Here is a 21,526-nt window from a genome sequence, read left to right as displayed (position 1 = left end):
AGATGCGAAAAATATGGGTAACCATCAACCCGTGGGACAAAAATATGGTCACCACGGCCCTGGAGGGCGGGGCCGACGGCGTGCTGGTGCCGGCCGGGTATTCGGAAAAGGTCAAGCAGCTGGGAAAGATTCTCACCATTGCCGAGGACGGTGATCTGAAGCCGGGACAGGACGTGGTCCATTTTGAAATCACCCGGTGCGAGGACGAAGAGGAGATCATTCGGCTGGCCAGGGAAAAGACCGTGATTCTTGGATGCCGGGACTGGACAATCATTCCCCTTGAGAACCTGATCGCCCGGGACGTGAACGTGGTGACCCAGGTCAAAACCGTGCAGGAGGCCAAGACGGCCCTGGGCATTCTGGAAAAGGGAGTGGGCCACCTGCTGATAAACGCCGACAGTCCCGCCACCCTCAAGCAGATCCTGTCCGCGGTGCGGGAGAAGGGCGACACCACGCCGCTCCAGGAAGCCGAGATCACGGCTATTGTGCCGGTGGGCATGGGGGACCGGGTATGCGTGGACACCTGCACGGCCATGACCGAAGGCCAGGGCATGCTGGTGGGCAACAGCAGCAGCGCCCTGTTTCTGATTCATTCGGAAAGCGTGGTCAATCCTTACGTGGCGCCGCGGCCCTTTCGCATCAACGCCGGTGCTGTGCACGCCTACACCCGGGTGCCGGGGGGCAAGACCCGTTACCTGTCGGAACTGGCCGCCGGGGACCGTATTTTTATCACCGATTACCAGGGCAACACCACCGAGGGGGTGGTGGGCCGGCTGAAGATCGAAAAACGGCCCCTGATGCTGATCAAGGCGGTGGTGGATGGAAAGGAAATTGCCACCATCGTTCAGAATGCGGAGACCATTCGGCTCACCAGCCCGGAAGGCGCCCCGGTCTCGGTGGTGGGTCTGAAGCCCGGAGACCGGGTGCTGGTCTCCATGGAAGCCGGGGGCCGACATTTCGGGTACAAGATTGAGGAGACGATCACAGAAAAATAGAAGGGTGCGAATCATGAGTGCTGAAAGCAGCGGCCAGGATGAAAAGATAGCGAACCTGCGCCGGTCCATTGATGAAATTGATGACACCATCCTGGACCTGCTCAACCGGCGGGTCTCTCTGGCCGAAGCGATCGGGACGCTGAAGACGCAGACCGGCAACCGGGTCATGGACAAGGCCAGGGAAGAATCGATCCTGCAGCGGCTGGCCGGGCTCAACCCCGGCCCCTTGTCCTCTGAGATGCTGCGGCGGATATTTGTCGACATCATTGCGGCCTCGCGTCAGGCCCAGGAACCCAAGCGGATCTCCTTTCTGGGGCCGGAGGCCACCTTCACCCATGTCGCGGCCCTGGCTTTTTTTAATGAGCTGGATACCTTTGTCCCCCACCCGAGTATTCGGGACGTGTTTGATGACGTGGAAAAGGGGACCAGCCGGTACGGCGTGGTGCCGGTGGAAAATTCCATTGAGGGCGCGGTCAACCACACCCTTGATCTTTTCCTGGAATCCGAGCTTCACATCTGCGCCGAGTCCTACCTGGCCATTTCCCATGACCTGCTTTCAAAAAGCGGTGACCTGGAAAAGATTCATACCATCTATTCCCACCCCCAGCCCTTTGCCCAGTGCCGGACGTGGCTCAAGACCCATCTGCCCCATGCCGAACTGGTGGAGTGCGGCAGCACCTCCCAGGCGGCCCAGAAAGCCCTACTGGCCGACGATGCCGCGGCCATTGCCGGCAGCGCCGCGGCCCGGCTGTATGACCTGAAGGTGGCGGCGCCGGCCATTCAGGATGCCGTGCGCAACACCACCCGGTTTCTGGTCATCGGCCGGGACGCGCCCCGGCCCACAGGCAACGACAAGACATCCATCCTGTTTGTGACGGCCCATATTCCCGGGGCGCTGTTCAAGGCACTGGAGCCCATTGCCGCGTCCGGCCTCAACATGCTTAAACTGGAGTCCCGGCCGGCCCGGCACAAGAACTGGAGCTACGTGTTTTTCGTGGACCTGGAGGGCCATGTCGAAAACGAGAAGGTGAAACAGTGCCTGGCAAAAATGGAGGCCTTCTGCCAGTTCATCAAAATCCTGGGCGCTTACCCGGTAGCCCTGTCGGACGCATGAAAAAAGGAGACCCATGAAGGAAATACAACAGCAACCGGTCCAGTCCTGTGAGGTAAGCGTTCCCGGTTCAAAGAGCTATACCCACCGTGTCCTGATTGCCGCGGCCCTGTCCGACGGCGTCTGCCGGCTGGGAAACTGCCTGGAGAGTGAAGACACCCACCTGACCCGGGAGGCCCTGGTAAAGATGGGAGTTCGCATTGAAAAAGCGGAAGATCGCCTGGTGGTGCATGGTACCGGCGGCCGCCTGCTGCCCTGCGGTGATCCCATCTTCCTGGGCAACTCCGGCACCTCCATGCGGCTGCTCACCGGCGTGGCCGCCATCGGCCAGGGGACATACCTGCTGATCGGAACGGATCGCATGGCCCAGCGGCCCGTGGCCGACCTGCTGGAAGGCCTGGACCAGATCGGCGTGCCGGCCCGTTCGGTGAACAACAACGGGTGCCCGCCCCTGGAGATTGTCGCCGGAAAAGCCCAGGGCGGGCATGTTCGCCTGCGGTGCGGCATAAGCAGCCAGTATCTCTCTTCCTTGCTTCTGGCGGCCCCCTATATCGACGGCGGCCTGAATATCGAGGTGACGGAGGGGCCGGTCTCAAAACCGTATATCGACATGACCCTGGACATCATGGACCGGTTCGGCGTGACAGTGGAGCGGGACGGGTATACCCGTTTCCGCGTGGCCGGAGGACAGTGCTACCGGAAAGGCGATTACGCGGTGGAGCCCGACGCCTCCCAGGCCAGTTATTTCTGGGCCGCGGCGGCCGTGACCGGTGCCACGGTCAAGGTGATGGGCATGACTCCTGAATCCCGGCAGGGAGACGTTCGGTTTGTAGAAGTGCTGGAGGCAATGGGATGTAAGGTTAACAGGGAGATTGACGGCATTGCCGTGACCGGAGGCCCGCTTTCGGCCGTGGATGTGGACATGGGCGACATGCCTGACCTGGTGCCCACTCTGTCGGTGGTAGCGGCATTCACGCAAGGCATCACCGTCATTCGCAACGTGGCTCACCTCAAGGAAAAAGAGAGCGACCGGCTGGCGGCGGTGGCCGCCGAACTTTCAAAAATGGGGATTACCGTTGTCCGTACCGACACCGGCCTTGAGATCACCGGAGGACGGCCCCATGGCGCGGTCATTGAAACCTACAACGATCATCGCATGGCCATGAGCTTTGCCGTTGCTGGCCTGGTGACCCCTGGGGTGACCATCGCCAATGAGGGGTGCGTGGCCAAATCCTTTCCCGGCTTCTGGCAGGTGTTTGAAGGTCTTTACAGTTCAGGTATTTCATGAAATATTTGACGTAAAACAAATCCCAAAAATAAAATTCACCGTTTTTTGAGAGTCTCCATAAGCAGAGGGACAACAGCCGATGAACCTGTTTATCGTGGGAAACGATCCAGACATACCGGAGGTGGTCCGGCGCGTGGCCGAGCGGGCGGGGTTCGCACCGGTAGACATGGCGGCCCTGCTGGTCGAAAAGATGGGCCGGACTTCGGCTGCCTTTGCCGCTGAAGAGGGGGACCAGGCCCTGGCGGACATGGAGTCTCATGTGCTGCAATCAGTGGCCCGGCGCAGCGGGTGCGTGGTGGCCCTGGGAATGCAGATCGAACCGACCCCGGACAATGTTTCCCGCATGAAGGAACGGGGCCTGATCCTCTGGTTTAAGAAAAACAGTGATGCCCGGACATATCCGGATCGGGTTCCGGTCTTCAACCAGGCGGCGGATTATGTGCTGGCGGTTGACGACCTGGCACCGGACCGGAAGGTAGACGCGGTCTGGGATCTTTTGTGGGGATAGCCCGGATATTTCACGAGTTGATTTGGCCGCAGATGCAAGGCGCGGGACATGAAGCTGTAGTCAATCTACCGCGAATGTCCCGCAACACAGTCCCGCCGATGGCGGGATCAAGGTGACTCGCCCGAAGGGTGAAATTTTTCGACATAAAATTAACATAAAATGCCTCAAATCGTTCACGACAGTTTGTATTTTCAAAAAACGCCTGAAATCATTTTCAACACACTGTATCTTATATAAAAATTAACTAATGGCGAAAAATTTCATGAAATGTCCGGGATAGGAGAATAAATGGCTGGTAATACTTTTGGAGAGCTGTTTCGCGTTACCACATGGGGAGAGTCCCACGGGCCGGGCATCGGTGTGGTCATCGACGGGTGCCCGCCCGGCCTTGCCCTGGACGAAGCCGGGGTGCAGAAAATGCTGGACCGCCGCAAGCCCGGCGGCGGGTCCATTGCCAGCACCGCCAGAAAAGAGGCGGACCGGGCCGTTATCCTGTCCGGCGTGTTTGAAGGCAAAACCACGGGCACCCCGATCCTGATCATGGCCCATAACAGGGATGCCCGGTCATCCGCCTACACCGACATCGCCGGCCTGTTCCGGCCCGGGCATGGTGACATCACCTACACGGCCAAGTACGGCATTCGGGACTGGCGGGGCGGGGGCCGGGCCTCGGCCCGGGAGACCTTTGGCCGGGTGGCGGCCGGGGCCGTGGCCGCTGAACTGCTTCGGCTTTCCGGTATTTCAGTTGCGGCCTACACCCTGGAACTGGGCGGCATCCGCGCAACAACCATTGATGTCGGGCAGGTTGATCAGAACATGTTCGGCTGCCCGGACAGCACTGTTATGGCGGCCATGACTGACCGTGTGACCCAGGTAAAGCGGCGGGGTGACTCTGTCGGCGGCATCGTCGAGGTCCGTGCCGATGGCGTGCCCGCCGGCCTGGGAGAGCCGGTGTTTGACAAACTGGATGCCGACATTGCCAAAGCCCTGATGAGTATCGGCGCGGTAAAGGGAGTTGAGATCGGCGCCGGGTTTGAAGCATCGGGTATGACCGGCTCCCGGAGCAACGATGAAATCACGCCCCAGGGGTTTGCCACCAATAATGCCGGCGGCATTCTGGCCGGCATTTCCAACGGGGACCGGATCGTGGCCAGGGCCGCGGTCAAGCCGATTCCCTCCATCGGCATTACCCAGCAAACCGTGGATACAAACGGCAAACCGGCCTCCATTTCCATCAAGGGCCGGCACGATATTTCCGCCATTCCCCGGATCAACGTGGTGTGTGAGGCCATGGTGTGCCTGGTGCTGGCCGATCATCTTCTTAGACAGAAAGCGATTTCATGGACCCGGTAACAATCGGCATCGCCGGCGGCACAGGCGGCATGGGCCAGTGGTTTCAAAATTATTTTACACAGGCCGGTCATGCGGTGCGGATTGCCGGAAGAAAGACGGAGGTCACCTACGAGGATCTGGTCCGCGACTGTGACGTTGTAATTCTAAGCATGCCCCAGAAGGCGGCCATGGCGGTGGCCGGCCGGATCGGCCCGGCCATGCGCGAAGACCAGTTGCTCATGGACTTTTGTTCCCAGAAGGCGGGTATTGTGGCGGCCATGGCAGGGGCCACCCGGGCCGACGTGATCGGGACCCATCCCATGTTCGGCCCCAGCACCGCGTCTCTTGCCGGTCAGAATATTATCCTGTGTCCGGCCCGGAACAGCCACAACTGGCTCTCCTGGGTGGAAAGGGTATTTGCCGACGGCGGCGCCGTGGTCACCCGCATGGAACCGGAAGAACACGACCGCAAGATGGCCCTGGCCCAGAGCCTGAAACACTTTCTCACTGTTTCTCTGGCTCGGATGCTTCAGACACTTGATATCCGTCCTGACGATGCGTTCCTGTACGCCACGCCGATTTTCCGGCTCAACATCAACCTGATCGGCCGCCTTTTGGCCCAGGACCTGTCCCTGTATGCCGATCTTGTTTCAGGCAACCCCCAGGCGCCTGTGGTGGTGGACCGGTTTCTTGCTGCCATGGAGGAGAGCCGCCGAGCCTTTTTTTCAGGGGACGAGCAAAAGGCTGCCGACTACCTGACGGAGATTCGAAAGTTCTTTGGTGACGACTTCTGCAAAGAGGCCCTGGAAGAGACCAGCCGGGTCATTGATGCCATGTACCGCTCGTGATAAAAAGCGGTCGATTTACGCTGGATTACCGGTCAGGCCGGGTAATGAGTCCTGTGTGTCGCAATGCTCTGACTTTTCCGGACACTGCGCACTCCCTGTCAGGTGAAAAGAGCCTGTTTTTATCCATTGCTGCAAATGCGGCATTAAGGCTTTTAACTGTTCATGACTGATATACATAAGATTTTCTCCGGCCCCTAACCATATGGCCGATGACTTTGGCGGTTCATAATCGCCTACCTTGCTTTGCAAAAGCGTGCATTTATTGCCGTGTCTGTCTGTGACAAAAATTACTTCGCTCCCCCCGAATGTATGTAAAACTTTCATATGTCACCTGATCATTAAAGTGTCGAATGCGCCGTGTCAGTCATTTGTTGCTGATTGGCAAAACAATATTATTCAGTTTCCATAAAAACCGATCCCGGCTTAAAACAAGTTTGATAGTTTTATCGTTCTTGGCAGGCATGGAAAGAATAAAGGTCCGGGTTGATGCAAATGAAAATCTTGTGTTTTTTAAGAGTTTGAATCTTTTTTCATTTCCAGATGGCTGCGATTCTCCCTTATCCCCGGAATACCTCGGGGCTTTACCGCCCTCAACGCCCATGAACCTGCCAAGTCCTTTGGGAGTGACATAAGCATCTACCAGTTGATTTGAAAATCTTTGCGCAAATTTATATGTCACATCACTAAAACGGCTTTCAGTTTCTACTGATTTCCTGGCAAATTTGCTTTCGAGTGTCTGATTTAACTGGTCTTTTAAATTTTTTCGCAATTGAGGAAACTCAACATAATGAGATAATTTTTTTGCATCATTTTCTGCAATGCTGTTTCTAATCTGATAAACGGAGTAAAAAGGAGATAAAATAACACCCCCTAAAACCAGTACTGACAAAGCCCCCAAAAGCCACATGAGTTTCTTCATTGGCAACCATATGTATATTGCTATTATAGATTCCACCGGGCCCGGCAGTAATTGAGAGACCCACTATCAACGCGTGGCAGGTGTCTCCATAGGAACAAACCCGGATTCCCGGAAGTCGGTGCTGTCTATGAATCCATGTCGGATGAACCGGCCGGTAAATACTGCGCGCCGCATCCGTATTGATGTGCTTTTTCCCTTCCGAGTGCCATTCGCCACTTTATTCTGGCCTGACGCGAAATTAGGGCGCCTGAGCCAACCGAGTCATTATCCATTGCCACCCGAACAAAGGTCCCGGAAACGACAGGATATGACGTCTCAAAATAGAAACCCGATTCACTGAAATTGCGAATGGATACGTTAAAAAACTCCAGGGGTTTATCTTTCAGAACCGGAACAGGAATTCTACACCTGAAGCGGGGGTGCGCCCGGCGGTCCTTTTTAGAATTCTGATTTTTCTCCGTTGCCGGCGACAATTTGTTCTGTTTCGACATGACGGTTTCTTTAGCCCCTCATTTCATAAAATATTCGGGCTAGATATTGATGGAGACGCCCAGCATCAACGAGTGACAGCTCCCCCCATAGGAATAGTGCGGGTTTTCAGGGGTCGGTGCTGTTTTGATAACGTCCCGGTCCATCAGGTGCTGATACTGATAGCCGATCGAGAATTCGCTGTTGCCCTTCACCATTGACAGTTTCGGCAGTTGATAGACACACCCGAGTGATACGACATGTTTATCGTTATCCAGAAAATTCATGCGGCCGCTGACCGCTTCATCGGGCACAAAGGAGGGCTCATAATAGTACCCGAAAAGCAGGTCTAAAGATGGGTTGAAGTCATAGGCCAGGCCCAGTTTGGGAACAAAGATATCGTCAAATTCTTTTAGTTCGCCGCCATAGTTCTCTTGCATCGGGGTGGAAAATTCGAACCCGGACCACTGCTGGAACTCCAGATCAGCGGAGAGGGTCAACCGGTTCAGTGAGTAGGCCAGGCCAACGGAATACATTTCCGGCTGATAATAATCTACCAGGGCCATCTTGATATTCAGGGGAATGCCCCCCAGGTCGGTGGACGCAATCGCCCTGAAAGGCGTGATATCCAGCTGAGATTCGGCCCGATAGGCGACGCCCAGCTCTAATGTATCCAGGGACCGCCACAGTTTCCCGGGGCTGAAATAGGCGCCCATCACCAGGGCCTGTTCCATTTTGAGGTCCATTTTGGCCTGCCCGGGCGGGCTTTGGGATTCCGTCTGCAGCTCGACACGTTCCAGGAGAGCGGTCCCCTCTCCGGTAAAAAAGGAGGTAACGCCCAGGCCGACCCCGAAGGTGTCGTGTAAAAATCCGAATCCCATGCCGGTGGTGATCAGCATGCGCTGGCATTCCCGGCCATAGCGCATGAAATTATGCGTGCGGGGGTCGAGGTCGTTTATTTTAACCACGCTCTGGTCATCGTTAAGGCCGATGGCAAGCCCCAGGCGGGTCGAGGATACCATTTCGGGAAGATGTACAAGGGTACCGATATCCAGCACGCCGCCAATAACAATGGTCCCGGTGTCCAGGTCCCTGTCCCCGTTGGTGGCCAGGCGATCGCCGGTGGCGGCTTCACGCCTGACAATCTCGATATCCAGATCCGGGGCATTGTTTATGTAACCCAGAAAAAGCTGGCTTTTGCCGTTAACCAGGTGTTGGGAACGGCCGAGCCCGGCAATATTGTAGTACACGGCCGACCAGTCATCGACTTTTGCCGTCATGGCGTTCCCCAGTGCCATTCCCTCCGGCGAAAAACCAAAGGTGTCGCCAAAGTGGGTGGCGCCGGCCGGCGTCGTCAACATCACTCCCAAAACCAAACATACCGCAACGCATAGTGTCTTTTTCATAATGCCTCTCTCATGTTATGTTCGTGTCATTGATGATGAAATATCCGAGCTATATCATCCCCGCCATAGGCGGGGCGCGTTGTGATCAGTCATTGATCTGGAACCCGTAGCTGTCATAAACGTCGTCAAGAGCGGCTCCGCCACTGGATTGATCCACTGCTACCGCCAAATCAGCCAGGAGTTGGGAAAGGGTCTCCCAGAGCGGCTCAGAATCTCTCACAATATCGTCGGCCAGGAAGGTGTGAAGGTCCTCCAGGATTCCCCGCGCATTAACGTTCGTGCTCATGGCGTCCAGTAGATAATCCGCCTGGCCGTTGTCTTTCAGCATATCCTCGCCGATGATGAGCATGGCGGTGTAGTTTGTGCCGTCATCATCCTTTATCAGCTCATGGATGGCGGGAACCCGCGCATTCAACGTTTTATAAAGACCGTCAAAGCCGGGTTCTCCCTGGACCACCCAGCGACCCGTATCGGTGTCGTAGTAGGTGAACAGCTTGCCCATGCCGTAAATAAGACCGGCGATCTGTTCGTCGGTGTAGGGGGTTTCTCTTGCAAAGATCGCGTCGGTCGACCCGATAAAAGACTCCAGCAGGCTGTAGGGGCTTTCCGGGTACAGAAAGTCTTCCATGATGTCCAGGTAGTGGTTGAAGTCTTTCCAGTTGTCCGTGGTCTCCTGGGTATCCACATAATCGGCCAGACCGTATCCCTCCTTATCCGGCAGGCTGTCGTGACCGATGACCGTGTCCAGTATCTTGTCTAAAATAATGTCTTCATCACGCACATTGTAGAACCCGATATATTCGCCAAAATCCCCGCTGCCATAGCCGGTGGCAAACATCCAGTTCGGGTAGACGATATTCTTGTTGGCCGCCGGGTCGGCGTCAATGGCGGTCATGGTGCCTTGCGTGTATTTGACGGCCCCGACGATCTGTTCCAGCGCGCTGTCGATGCGTGTCGAATCATTGGCATCGCTCATCAGAGCCTTGACCAGGGCGGAAAGGGTCTTGGTCTCGGTCACCAGCGGTAGCAGGCCGTCCATGCGCTTGCCCTCGGCTACCGGTGCGGTGATATCGCTGTCGGTCAGAATGTTGAGCAGGGTCTTGCAGGTTGCCGGCTGGTAATAGAGATTTTCCGCTTCGCTTCCGTTCCAGACCGGGTCCCCGGGAAAGCCCTTGGCCGGCTGTAGGTAATTGTCGCCTATCCAGTAACCGTAATGATCGGTTCCCTGAACCCGTACTTTCCAGGTGTTAAAGGGCACACCCGTCCAAGCAAAGTCAGGAGGAACTGGCCACGAGAATTCCGGGTAGTCGCCGTCCCTCTGGTAATAGACAAGCGGCTTTTGCAGGGCCGGCGCCACCCCGTTGATAAAGCCCTTAATACCGCAATTCAAAGAATCCCGGTCATAGCCGTCGTTATAGGACGGGGTATTGTTCAAAAGCGCGGCCAGCAGGGCCACAAAAGGGGGCATGACGGCATTGCGGTTTTGCCATATTTCATCTCCCACGGTAAACTCCCGGGAGCCCAGCTCGTAATCCAGAACCCCGTTGCCCCGGTCCATCTGGGGGCTTAAGGGGAAAGCCAGGCGATAGACAGATGGCAGGCTGCGACCCACGACTGAGGGAGTACAATGGCCACCTCTGGTGAGAACTCGCTCATAGATGTCGTCAACACCCGCTACGGGTGTATAATTTTCGCCACCTTCTAACACCAGCTCGCACCGGTAGTCGCCGGGGATGTCGGAAGTACCGGAGGCGCCTTTTTTGGCCCACACATGATTGTCCTCAAACAGCCTTAAATTGGACAGCCCGGAAAAGCCGTTCGCTTCCATCACTATAAAAAGAGCGCCTTCACCAAGGGCGCCCTCAGCTATAAACAGACGCTCCATCAAAATAATGACCATCTTCTTTTCCGTATAGACCCATTGATAATTCCGATAAAGGGCCTCTTCCTGACTTTGGCAGGCGCGTTCGTGAAGGGGGGTGTCTTCGGGAATAAGCTCGTTAAAGGTGAGCCGGCCGGCAACATCGTCTTCGGTGACAATGTCGTTAGGACTCAGCTCCACGATGGCAAGATTGCCGTCGACATCATGTTCAACAGTAACAAACTCTTCCGTATCCGGTACTGGGTCGTACCCCGCGTAGGTTTCAAACCGAGCCATCATATAATCGGAATGGAAGGTGGACTGAAACCGGTTGAAGCGCTGGCGCTTGCCGTTATAACCGGTTACTTCGGTTTCCGGGTCTTCCCCGTCTCCTTGTTCCGTGGGATAGATATATTCCCACTCAGGGTTGTCCTTGTTGACCAGGGCATAGACCCGGCCGTCGGGCCGCAAATATTTGAAGTAGTTTTTGCCATCCACATAGACGATTTCCGCGTTCGGGTCTTCGTAATAGTAGGGCCCTTCGCCGCCAAAGCAGGCCTGCGCGGGCCACGCCACAGACCAGGCACCCAACTGATCCTCGCCAAGGCCGGTGGGATTAAACGGGACGTAATTGTTTTTGCCCGGAGGAACCCCGTCCCGGTTGCCGCCGTCGGGCGTGCCCATAATACCGGCACATACACCGGGCATGTTGTGCAATACAGGGCTGTCGGGGCCGAAGCTGAACTGGTAATTGTCCCTGTCTTCTTTATTAAACGCCTTATTGCTTCTGAACAAACGCTCTTCATCGCCATCATGCATGGTGGAATCGTAAGCACTAACACTTCCCCAAACTCCAGTGCGCATGCTGATAAGAGAATCATTAAGGGTCAATGTACCGCAAAATTCACCGTGACCATGCGAAAAGGAGGGATCCCAGGAAAAGTTGCTCTCTCCGGCCAACACGCCGCTCTCCCAGAAGTTGCTATCAAGCCACCCGAAATTTCCCGCCACATTGGTGATAAATATCAGGCTGTCCAGCAGAGAGGCGTCATACGCCCCGGAGGAAGGATCTGTGCGGTCCCGGCCCCATTGGTCATACCGCAGCATATTATACAGCGATGTCTCCAGGCCGGGATCATCAGGGTCATAGTCGATATTTTTAAGCAGATTGATTGTCTCCCGCAGCACATATACCGGCGTATCATTGGTATCCGTCTTGATCAGGGAGGTGGGCCGGTCGGAGCGCATCAACAACTGGGCTGTGTGGGGCATGAGGTCCCGTATCGTCTCTCCCAGCTCCGTATCAGAATAGGTGGGGTCTGTATCCGCGCTTTTGTAAATCGGGTTGCTTTCGTACACGGCCCCGCCCACGGTGAAACAGTCTTCGAGATTGGTCAACAGGGCCTGGAGTTTCAGGTTGTTGGTGGAGTTGGGATCCGGATCAAAGATTTTTCCGGCTTCCCGAATGGCGGTATAAAAATAGTCCCGGGCCGTGGGATCAATCAGCATGCGGTTCTCCCAGGCCGCCAGGTCATTGACGCCTTTTACGGCATTGCCGATGCCGGTATTGGTATGAACCGCCGGGTTGATATTCTCCCGGGGCACTGTATTGCCGTCGTCATCAGCCCAGATGGGATAGTCGGCCTGCAGCAGTGCTTTTCCCAGGACCTCGGCGGTCAGCGTAAAATTTTCATCAAACCGCTCGTCAGTAAGAATGTCGATAACGTCCTGAACGTCATTTTGAATCTGTTCCGGGGTGTTGCTGTCCAGGGTTCGGGCCACGTATTTGACCCCCATGTCTCTTATTTCCTGGTCGCCGGGCCGGTAATCCCCCTCCCACAGGGCGTCCAGCATGCTGTAAAACCCGTCCAGATAATCGGTCGGGCCTTCGGCATACGTGTCGTCATAAACGGCGTTGATACCGGCGGGACCGGTGCGAAAGCCTTTGGAAGGGTCCATCAGTATGTCGATATTTTTATAGAGGTCCGTGCCCAGAAGCCTGGCCACAGGCTGCCCGGGATCGTCCAGTACATCGGAGAATACCGTACTTGAACGGGTAAAAGCGTTTGGATAAGCATCCACGGTATCTTCAAAATGATCGTTAAAGGTCGTGCCGTCAATGCTGTCCCAGATGTCTTGCAGGCTGCCGCGGCCATCGAAGATCTCCAGCAGCTTGAAATCCGGCCCCAAACTGTTGGCATCAAACGATCCACTGTCTTGAAAACCGGCCGCTCCGGTTTTGCCGCCATTCGTCCCATCATCGGACCCCAGGCCGCAGGCCAGAAAAAACAGGCATCCGCACACTACGATCGAAAACAAAAGTTTTTTAAGCATTACGCAGCTCCTTGGTTTTTATTGTCACAACCCGTCATATCGGCACCCTGTGTTATTGAAATAAAAGTGGCCGCCGGGGGAGATGCAAGTCAAAACCAGAGAAGGGAGGAATCAGGTTCGAGTGATGCTCTGCCAATACAGCACCATATTCATCTTTCCCCAGCGCCACTTAATTTAGGAATATATACGACAGGTTTAACTGCTGTCACCTCGCATTCTTAAAATACCGGGCCCCATGTTTTTTTAAATAAGTAAAATAAAATCAAATAATTAATTTAAACAAGCGTCCAGAAAAAAGCATTTCGGTCGATTAGACCTCAGGTTTTGGCTGAGTGGTTCATGAAAATTTCGACGGGGATTTGAGTCGTCAGTAGATTTTCTAACAACATAAATAGATTGATCCCGCATTGTAAAATTTGCTATTAAGGGATTATGAACATTCGGATCAAGGGAGCCCCAAAGGACGCCTATGCCGGAAAAAAACGACCTCAAGCCCCGTAAAAAACCGATACAGGAAAGAGCCAAAGCGACTGTGGATGCTATTTACGAGGCCGCTTTGCAACTGCTTTTAAAGAATCACTATGACACCGTGACAACCGACCAGATAGCCGAACGGGCCGGGGTTTCCATCGGCACGCTTTACCAGTATTTTCCCAACAAGGAGTCGATTCTGGTCGGTATGTGGGAGCAGGTGTTCAATGCTGTTATTATCGGGGGGGCCACCTATTCTCTTCACAAGTCCGGAGTTGCAGGCGAGGTAAAAGCGCCGGAACAACATGAACGTGTCGCCGGCGGGAATCAGGGTGCCGCCGGGTATGTCATGAAGCATATCGCCGGTGTGTACACCGGCGCGCTGTCAGGAATCAGCGAGGTCTCGATTTTTTACCTTCAACACCGGTTTAAGGTCCAGGGCACATGGAAGCTTGATCTCGGTGAGACATCGGTGAAGATTGTCATCAAGGGACTTCCGGTTGTTGATCGAATCACCGGTGCGGGAACCGTTGACCCCCATACCGGTTTTATGGAAATGGTCGTAAAAACCCCGGTCACGGGGAAGCTGCGAGGAACAGGCAGGTTTGACGGCGGTAATTACGCTTTTCATATTCCCCGCGTTGATTATTCAATGTCAGGGACCTTGACTGCGAACGGCTCTGCTTCAGGCAACTGGGAGTTTAATATTTCGTTTATCGTTTTCAGACTGTCCGGGAAAGGTGATCTGTTCCCCGCTTAACCCGACCATACTTCACCGATGCGTAAAAAGAAAAAGGGAGGGGCAATGTGTCCCTCCCTTTTTTCAAGGATTTGTCTTTGTCTGTTTATCTTTATCTGAATCGTGTGCCGGTGACCGTCAGCCGCCAATACTGTTGATAAAACAGCCCTCAGCGGATGGAATCACAAAGGTGTTATTGCCTTTACCATCATCGTCATCATCATCCTCCTCCACCGGCGGCACCACCGGAACAATTTCCCGGTTTTCCAGGAAGAGGATTCTGCCGCCCCATTCACCCACAAACAGATCCTGGTCTCCGTCGCTGTCGATGTCGGCAAAGGCCGGCGAGGTAAAAAGATAAGCGCCATCCTCGTCGCCATAGATGCCAAAAGGGTTGTCCGTGCCGGTGCGTTCCACAAAGATCGGTTCGGTGGCGGTGGCGTCAGCGGTGTTCTCAAAGTAGTGAATGGCGCTGTGATACTCGCCCACAACGGCGTCCATGTCGCCATCCCCATCAGTGTCGGCAAAGGTGGGGGTTGCGTTGTGATCTACCGCGGTCAGGCCAAAGGGGTTGGCCTCGTACTCCGGAAGCGCGGCGTTAAACTCGGCCGCATTGGCGGTCCCGGTGTTCTCAAAGTAATAGATATCGCCGTCTCTATCTCCGATAAACAGATCAAAATCGCCGTCGCCGTCAGCATCCATAAAGGCGGGTTTGTAATCATCGAACGCCGTTCCCCCGATAGTGGCTGCCGGGTTTTGTTGAGAGGGCATAGGGGCAAAATAGGGAGCCGTTGGCGTACCGACGTTTTGAAAATACTGAATAAACACGGACGGGTCCGATATATCGGATACCGAGACAACATCCGGCGTTTCTTCTGCTAGCTCCACGTCCAGGTCAAAGCCGTACCTGGCCCCCATAAAGGCGTCCATGTCACCGTCGCCATCAATATCCACAAAAGCCGGGGTGGTGAAAACGACAAGTGGGCTCATCACGCCTTCGCCCAGGCCGTAGTCCGCGTCCGCGCGCTGCACAAAATGAGGGCTCTGGGCGGTTCCGGTGTTTTCAAAAAAGTTAACGTTGCCATAGACCGCAGGCCGCAGGCCCAGGCCCATGAAAGAGTCACCATCATACTTAAAAGCACCTTTTATAGTACCAAATTCACCCACAAAGGCGTCCAGGTCGCCGTCCCCGTCAATATCCACAAAAACGGGATGGCTGTATTTACCCACATCCACACCCCATGCCGGGCTGTTGACGGTCCGGCGTTCTGTCATGACCGGGGCGCTTGTAGTTCCAGTATTTTCAAAGAATTTCAGGTCACCGGACATACCGCCCACAAAGGCGTCCAGATCGCCATCACTGTCAATGTCGGCAAAGGCCGGAGCACTCCACGGGTCGGTTTCAAGCCCGGTAAAAGGATTGCCCGTACTGTTGTCTGTGAAGTGTGGGGCCGAGGCGTCACCGGTGTTTTCAAAACAGGTGATGCCGCTGATTGGGGAAAGAACCGTACCGAGTACGCCAACGAATGTCTCGTAGGACTGGTATTTGATGCCCATGAAAGCGTCCAGGTCTCCATCACCGTCAATGTCGGCAAAGGCGGCTGCAGGGCTCGATAACGCATCGGTCAGGGCGTCAAGCGGGCCATCCGTCTCCGCGAACCTGGCTGCGGTGACTGTGCCGGTGTTTTCAAAATACCGCATCGGCGTGCTGAGGAAGCTTATGAAGGAGCCCACAAAGAGGTCGAAGTCGCCGTCGCCATCAAGGTCTGCAAAAGCCGGTGTCGAACCCGTATCCGTATATTTTGTTGGATAATAGGTTCTATCCCCTTTGTTATAATACCAGAAGGGGCTTTTCGCACCGGTGCGCATTACAAAGCACGGGGTCGAGACAGTGCCGGTGTTTTCAAAGTAGTCAATCGATCCGTAACTGTTGCCCACGCCGGCGTCCAGGTCCCCGTCGCCATTAAGGTCCGCAAAAGTGGGTGCCGCAAGTGCATCCACAATGTATGGATAATAGGTCCCACACCCGGTGTCGTAATACCAGAAGGGGCTGTCCGCGCCGGTGCGCATTTCAAAGGCCGGAGCCGAGGCAGTGCCGATATTTTCAAAATAGTTAATGGTGCCCGTCTTGTCGCCCACGAAAATATCGACGTCACCATCAGCGTCGATGTCAGCAAGGGCCGGCCGGCTCCACCAGGAAGCGCTCACGGGCATGGGCAGGGGATTGCCCTCAATTCCGTGGGGGAGAAAAGGGCCGGGTGCGGCCAGTGCCTGGTGGGCAGGAGAGGCCAGAAACACGCATCCGGCCACGGAAGCCGCCACGGCACTCGCTTTCAGCATGCCATGCGAAACCACCTGTTCAGAGACAATACCGTCTTTTTGCGCAGACATTTTCTTTAAATAATGTGTTGCCATATACACCTTCCTTATAATTTAGCCTGATATTTTACGGGTTGATTCGGTCGGCAGCCCACAGTGACGGACGCTGGAACATCTGCCGTATTTGCGATAGCCCTTTTGTATATTGGTTTCAGTTTTATGAATGCACCGTGCTTCATGTTTCAGGGGGCACTCTCTGTATATTCTTTAAACACATAGCCGGTGGTGCCGTCGGCTTTTTTTATTTTGATCCATCCGGCCCGGCTCTCGACAACCTCCGCCGCTTCATTACGCAGCAGTTGGCCGACCTGTTCACTCCCAAAAGGCTCTGATCGCATCTCAAGGGCATCCACGATTGGCCGTATTTTGGGAACTGTCGAAGCCGAAGCAACGGCAACCGGTGCGGTGACAACCGGTACCATCGGCATGTTGACAGTGGCTTGCGCCTTCTGTGACTCTGGTTGTAGCACCCTGGAGGCATCCCCTGTCTCATGCACCATCGCTGTGTACTCTTTAAACACATAGCCGGTGGTGCCGTCGGGTTTCTCGATTTTGACCCAATCCACCAGGGTCTCAACCACTGTTGCAATTTCGTTTTGCAGCAGTTTACCTACACGTCGGCTGTTTACACTGGGCATGGCCCGAATGTTAAGCAGATCCACAGTGGAACGGATTTTTGTCTCCGGTTGTGCCGTAGTCTCCACTGCTGCAGTCTCTTCAGGGGCCATAGCGGCAACCGGCGGTCTCAGGGGGGTGGCTGCCGCCGTCTTGTTGTCGATGCCAAATTCGGCAATTGCGCGGGCCGCCGTCTGCCTGACCGCTTTGTCGGTATCCTTCAGCGCGGCCACAAGGGCTTCCGCCGCCGCGTCTGTCTTGGGACCGAAGCGGCCCAGTACCTGAGCCGCCTTTCTTCGCGCATCAACATCCTGATCGGAAAGAGCGTCTACCAGGTTGGGAACCGTATTGTTTGCATACACCTCAAAGGCCCCCAGTGCGTCGGCCGCCTCGCGACGCACACCCGCGTCATCGTCCTTTAACGCGGCCGTTAATGCCTTAACTACAGTGCTGTCGGATGGAGTGCCGATTTTACCCAGGGCCCTGACCGCCTCCAGGCGAACCCCGGGATCTTGATATTTTGAGGCCTTGATCAGCGCGGGACTGGCGGCCGTTGCCGCGGAACGCATCTCCCCAAGGGCGTTTGCGGCGGCGCGTCTTACTTTATCGTACTGCCGGGTCCAGTAATAACTCCATTCTGTTTCGTCCGACAGGGTGGAAATCAACACGGGAACCGCATCCGCGCCAGCCGGGCCCATTTGGGCCAACTGGTCGGCGGCGTCCACACGAGCCGCCCAGTCCTCGGACGCAAGGCGGTTGGCCTGCACCTGCACCATCAGGTTCTTATCCGCTTCCGATACCGGTGCGGTTCCGATAATAGACGAAATCGCATTTGCCGATGCCTCGCGCACCTCGTGCCTGTTGTCGCCCAGTACATCCACAAGATCGGAGAGCGCATCCCTTGCGTCGGGCCCGATCCGTCCAAGGGCCGTGGCCGCCGCCATTCGAACGTCCGGCTTACTGTCCTTCAGAGCTTTTCGTAACTCGGGAACGGCGGAAATTTTTGTCAAATCCTCGCCCGACGTGATGTCATAAGACCGGTACCACGGGGCACACGCAGCCAGCATCCATGCCGCCAGGACAATACCGAATATAACGATTGTGCCTCTGACAATGGTGTGAGTTTTCCAGGGCATACTCTCTCCTTTTGTTTGAAGGGCACCTTTCAGCGGTCCAGGTTTTTAGGGGTACCCTAGAACTATTTTATGGCTCCGTTCTTTGCTTCAGGAATACGGCGCCATGCCGGCCTTTTTGCGGCATCCTTTTGTGTAAAATTACAGAAACTATATCTGACAGGTTCAACCGTTGTCACCTCGCATTCTCAAATTACCGGTCGTTGGGAGTCGTTAATTAAATCAAATAAAATCAAAATATTATTTACTGAAAGCACTTTTGGGAAACATTTTGGGCCGTTAACCCTCAGGTTTTGCCCCGGATGTTTTATAAATTTTTCGATCGTGATTTAAGTTGACAATCAGCTTTCAATATTATGAAATTTGCTGCCAGGGGATGATAAACATTCGGATCAAGTAAAATTCGGGGAAAATCCATGTCGGAAAACAACCACCGCAGACCCCGCAAAAAACCGAGGCAGGAAAGAGCAAAAGTTACGGTGGATGCTATTTACGAGGCCGCGTTACAACTGTTTGTAATAGATAACTACAGCGCCGTGACAACCGACAAGATAGCCGAACGGGCCGGGGTTTCCATCGGTACACTTTATCAATACTTTCCCAACAAGGAATCGATCCTGGTCGGTCTGTGGGACCAGGTGTTTGATGCTGTCGTTATCGGAGATACCACCCATTCTCTTCATGGATCCGAAATTACAGAAGAGGAAAAAGTCCCGGAACAGGATGGAAGTGTCGCCGACGAAAATGGCTTGAAGCGTATCGCCGGTGTATATATTGGTACCTATACCGGTGTGTTGGCAGGAACTATCGAGGGGGCGATTTTTAATATTAAACATCGGTTTAAATTTCGAAGCACGTGGCGGTTTGATCTGGATGAGGAAAGCGTAAAACTTGTCCTCGAGAACCTTCCGGTTATTGAGCGAATCGCCGGTACAGGAACCCTGGACCCCCCCACCGGTTTTATGAAAATGGTTTTTCAGGCACCAATCATGGGGAAGCTGCCGGGAACCGGCTGGTTTGATGGAGGCAACTTCTCCTTTTCTATCCCCCGCGTTGATTTTGCAATATCAGGGGTCTTTGCCTCGGACGGTTTGGCTTCAGGTACCTGGAAATTTAATATTTCGTTTGTCGTCTTAAAAGTGTCTGCAAAAGGAGACATGTCCGGCGAATTGAAAAGGACCAACGCTTAAAATGCCGGCAAGCTAGTGCCAACACCTGAAGATCTGGATAGGGTTATCAGGATTGCATCTTCTCTGAGCTTTTCGATGCCGATTCCGATTTGGATGAAGCCCTCGCAAAAGGGCACCATCGCCTTCGTGTCCTTCGGGTTCTTCGTGCTCTTTGTGTTAAAAAGCGGCCGGCCGTGCCGGAACCACCGGGGGCTTCAACACGAAGGACGCGAAGAAACGAAGCGCACGAAGAACCGGGCTCACCTTTTTTTGTTATACCCGGCCATGGCGCGTGCCGCCTGACCGTAATTTTTTCTTCTTCCGCAATGAGGGGGGGGGGGCATGAGGGGAGGGGGCTTGAACGGCTGACGGCTACCTGAGTGTCCTGACGTTTTTCCGGGAAGAAAAATCGGTGAGGGGCCGCAGCCGTGACTTCTGATCTTTTTCGTCTTTTATTTTCAGGCCTTCCATCAGGATATTCATCAGTGCCTGGCGGATCACCCGGTCCTTCTTGCGACAAACACCGGAGACCTCTATTTTGATCTGGTCCCATGAGAGCATCTCAAAGGCGGCCTGCAGTCCCTTGACCTGGTCAGTGGCCGCGTTGATCATGGCCCCTTCGCGGAAATAGATGGTTCCGGATTTGTTTGGCGTGCTGATTTTCAGGGTGCAGGTTTTGCGCTCCATCTCCAGGAGTTGAAGAAAAGAGGCAAGGCTGATACCGGTCATGACGCCTTCAGCGCCGGAGTTGAGCTGTTCAAAAATGGCGTCAGTGAGCACATCCATGTTCAGGGGTTTTTCGAAAAATTTGAAGGCTCCCAGGGCGTAAGCCTTTTCTTCGGTCTCTTTGGAACTGAAGGCGGTCATCATGAAGACCGGTGTGCCGGGAAAATTCTGATCGATATATTCGAGAAGCTGAAAGCCGTCCATCACCGGCATCTGAAGGTCGCTGATGATAAGGTCAATGGTCTGCCGGGTCATCATGTCCGCCGCCTCGGCCCCATCTTTGGCAGTGAGGATTTCAAAATCCGCGGCATAGGGCTTCATCACCCGCGACAGCAATCCCCGGGATACCGCGTCATCGTCTACGATCAGTACTTTTTTCAACGGATTTTCGACCTTTTTATTTTCCGTACAGTTCTTGCCCGGTTGCGTATAATGTGAATAACAATAATTATATAGTGAATATGGCGAACGGTGTCAAGTGGTAAGTCTGCATAATACAAGGCATTTTAACACAACTCGACCAGCAGGCCACCACCGTTTATATGTCCAGCACCCGGCCGGCGCCGCCTTCCACGTATGCGTGGGGGTAACGGCTTTTGATGGTGGAGATAAATTGAGTGCAGTGAGTGGGGCAGAGAACGTGAATATCCTTGACGGCATCAAAATCTTCAAACCCATGCAGGCCGCCCACCAGCGCGTGGACCGGCCCGACACGGCGGGCCGCTTCCAGAATCGCGTTCACGCCGGGGTGGGAACACCCGGCCACCACAACCGTGCTGCCGTCCGGCCGGACCACCACCAGGGACTGTTCCATGCCGGCAAGGGTGCCGGTGGACCAGATGCCGGGAAAAAGTTCGGTGGGCTGTTCCACGACAGAGACCTGCACGTTCGGGACATTCTGAAAGGCGGACGGCACATGGATGGCCGTCGGATGGCACACCCGGAGCAGGCCGGCAAGGCCGCCTGTGTGGTCCCAGTGATCGTGCGATATAACAACGGCATTAATGGTATCGGGCGCGATTCCAAGGACAACCATGTTGTTTTGAAGGATATCGCCCCTGGCGCCGGTGTCAAACAGGATGTTTCTGCCATGGGCTTCCACCAGGCAGGCAAACCCCCAGTCCGGTGTCAGCCGTTCGCCCCATGCCGTGTTGTCATAAAGAAGGGTGAGTTTCATGGTGTTCCCCCGTTGTGTTTTATGAGGGCCATGGTATATAGGGACAT

General features: G+C 54.8%; 17 protein-coding genes. 8 read left to right on the top strand and 9 right to left on the bottom strand.

The window, feature by feature from the left end; all coding sequences use genetic code 11:
- The first annotated feature begins 2 nt into the window (after window positions 1-2).
- The 6 genes from DOLE_RS10010 (at window position 3) to DOLE_RS09985 (ending at window position 6,082) form a co-directional block, all read left to right on the top strand.
- On the top strand, window positions 3-995 hold the full coding sequence (locus DOLE_RS10010; protein WP_012175367.1) for a 3-dehydroquinate synthase II: 993 nt from the start codon (window positions 3-5) through the stop codon (window positions 993-995).
- Window positions 996-1,008: 13 nt separating this feature from the next.
- The gene (gene pheA, locus DOLE_RS10005) at window positions 1,009-2,109 is read left to right on the top strand and encodes a prephenate dehydratase (RefSeq protein ID WP_012175366.1); all 1,101 of its coding nucleotides are present in this window, start codon (window positions 1,009-1,011) and stop codon (window positions 2,107-2,109) included.
- A gap of 13 nt (window positions 2,110-2,122) precedes the next feature.
- Window positions 2,123-3,394 (top strand): 3-phosphoshikimate 1-carboxyvinyltransferase, encoded by a 1,272-nt coding sequence (aroA, locus tag DOLE_RS10000; RefSeq protein ID WP_012175365.1) that lies wholly within the window; start codon window positions 2,123-2,125, stop codon window positions 3,392-3,394.
- 79 nt (window positions 3,395-3,473) lie between these two features.
- Window positions 3,474-3,902 carry a shikimate kinase gene (locus tag DOLE_RS09995; RefSeq protein ID WP_012175364.1) on the top strand — a complete coding sequence of 143 codons (429 nt, stop codon included), beginning with the start codon at window positions 3,474-3,476 and terminating at the stop codon, window positions 3,900-3,902.
- Between the two features lie 288 nt (window positions 3,903-4,190).
- Window positions 4,191-5,255: a chorismate synthase gene (aroC, locus tag DOLE_RS09990; RefSeq protein WP_012175363.1), complete on the top strand. Its 1,065-nt coding sequence runs from the start codon at window positions 4,191-4,193 to the stop codon at window positions 5,253-5,255.
- The gene (locus tag DOLE_RS09985) at window positions 5,243-6,082 is read left to right on the top strand and encodes a prephenate dehydrogenase/arogenate dehydrogenase family protein (protein ID WP_012175362.1); all 840 of its coding nucleotides are present in this window, start codon (window positions 5,243-5,245) and stop codon (window positions 6,080-6,082) included. The genes aroC and DOLE_RS09985 overlap by 13 nt, the downstream gene beginning before the upstream one ends.
- 15 nt (window positions 6,083-6,097) lie before the next feature.
- Here DOLE_RS09985 and DOLE_RS18215 read toward each other — a convergent pair whose 3' ends face one another.
- The 5 genes from DOLE_RS18215 to DOLE_RS09965 form a co-directional block, all read right to left on the bottom strand.
- Entirely contained in the window at window positions 6,098-6,406 is a 309-nt protein-coding gene (locus DOLE_RS18215; protein WP_153304408.1) for a hypothetical protein, read from the bottom strand.
- A 40-nt stretch (window positions 6,407-6,446) separates the two neighbouring features.
- A complete protein-coding gene (locus DOLE_RS17975; protein WP_083766578.1) occupies window positions 6,447-7,001 on the bottom strand; it encodes a DUF2939 domain-containing protein in 555 nt (184 codons plus the stop codon).
- Between the two features lie 125 nt (window positions 7,002-7,126).
- Complete coding sequence (locus DOLE_RS09975) at window positions 7,127-7,492, bottom strand: PilZ domain-containing protein (protein ID WP_041280491.1); 366 nt, start codon at window positions 7,490-7,492, stop codon at window positions 7,127-7,129.
- A 39-nt stretch (window positions 7,493-7,531) separates the two neighbouring features.
- Window positions 7,532-8,827 (bottom strand): OmpP1/FadL family transporter, encoded by a 1,296-nt coding sequence (locus DOLE_RS09970; RefSeq protein ID WP_167320872.1) that lies wholly within the window; start codon window positions 8,825-8,827, stop codon window positions 7,532-7,534.
- Between the two features lie 133 nt (window positions 8,828-8,960).
- Entirely contained in the window at window positions 8,961-13,070 is a 4,110-nt protein-coding gene (locus tag DOLE_RS09965; protein WP_012175359.1) for a hypothetical protein, read from the bottom strand.
- Between the two features lie 469 nt (window positions 13,071-13,539).
- Here DOLE_RS09965 and DOLE_RS17415 point away from each other — a divergent pair, with 469 nt between their 5' ends.
- Window positions 13,540-14,301, top strand: a complete 762-nt coding sequence (locus tag DOLE_RS17415; protein WP_012175358.1) for a TetR/AcrR family transcriptional regulator — start codon at window positions 13,540-13,542, stop codon at window positions 14,299-14,301.
- Window positions 14,302-14,418: 117 nt separating this feature from the next.
- Here the strand turns inward: DOLE_RS17415 and DOLE_RS09955 are convergent, their stop codons facing one another.
- Window positions 14,419-16,695, bottom strand: a complete 2,277-nt coding sequence (locus DOLE_RS09955) for an FG-GAP repeat domain-containing protein (protein WP_012175357.1) — start codon at window positions 16,693-16,695, stop codon at window positions 14,419-14,421.
- A 146-nt stretch (window positions 16,696-16,841) separates the two neighbouring features.
- Complete coding sequence (locus DOLE_RS09950) at window positions 16,842-18,410, bottom strand: HEAT repeat domain-containing protein (protein WP_012175356.1); 1,569 nt, start codon at window positions 18,408-18,410, stop codon at window positions 16,842-16,844.
- Window positions 18,411-18,823: 413 nt separating this feature from the next.
- Between DOLE_RS09950 and DOLE_RS17410 the strand changes: the two genes are divergently transcribed.
- A complete protein-coding gene (locus DOLE_RS17410) occupies window positions 18,824-19,597 on the top strand; it encodes a TetR/AcrR family transcriptional regulator (RefSeq protein WP_012175355.1) in 774 nt (257 codons plus the stop codon).
- A 351-nt stretch (window positions 19,598-19,948) separates the two neighbouring features.
- On the opposite strand, the gene DOLE_RS09935 is transcribed toward DOLE_RS17410, so the two are convergent.
- Window positions 19,949-20,683 carry a response regulator gene (locus DOLE_RS09935; protein WP_012175354.1) on the bottom strand — a complete coding sequence of 245 codons (735 nt, stop codon included), beginning with the start codon at window positions 20,681-20,683 and terminating at the stop codon, window positions 19,949-19,951.
- 157 nt (window positions 20,684-20,840) lie between these two features.
- The gene (locus DOLE_RS09930) at window positions 20,841-21,479 is read right to left on the bottom strand and encodes an MBL fold metallo-hydrolase (RefSeq protein ID WP_012175353.1); all 639 of its coding nucleotides are present in this window, start codon (window positions 21,477-21,479) and stop codon (window positions 20,841-20,843) included.
- Between the last annotated feature and the right edge of the window lie 47 nt (window positions 21,480-21,526).

This window comes from Desulfosudis oleivorans Hxd3 (genome assembly GCF_000018405.1).
Classification (GTDB): Bacteria; Desulfobacterota; Desulfobacteria; order Desulfobacterales; family Desulfosudaceae; genus Desulfosudis; species Desulfosudis oleivorans.
The sequence above is the reverse complement of the archived record's forward strand: the minus strand, read 5'-3'. Positions and strand labels throughout refer to the sequence as shown.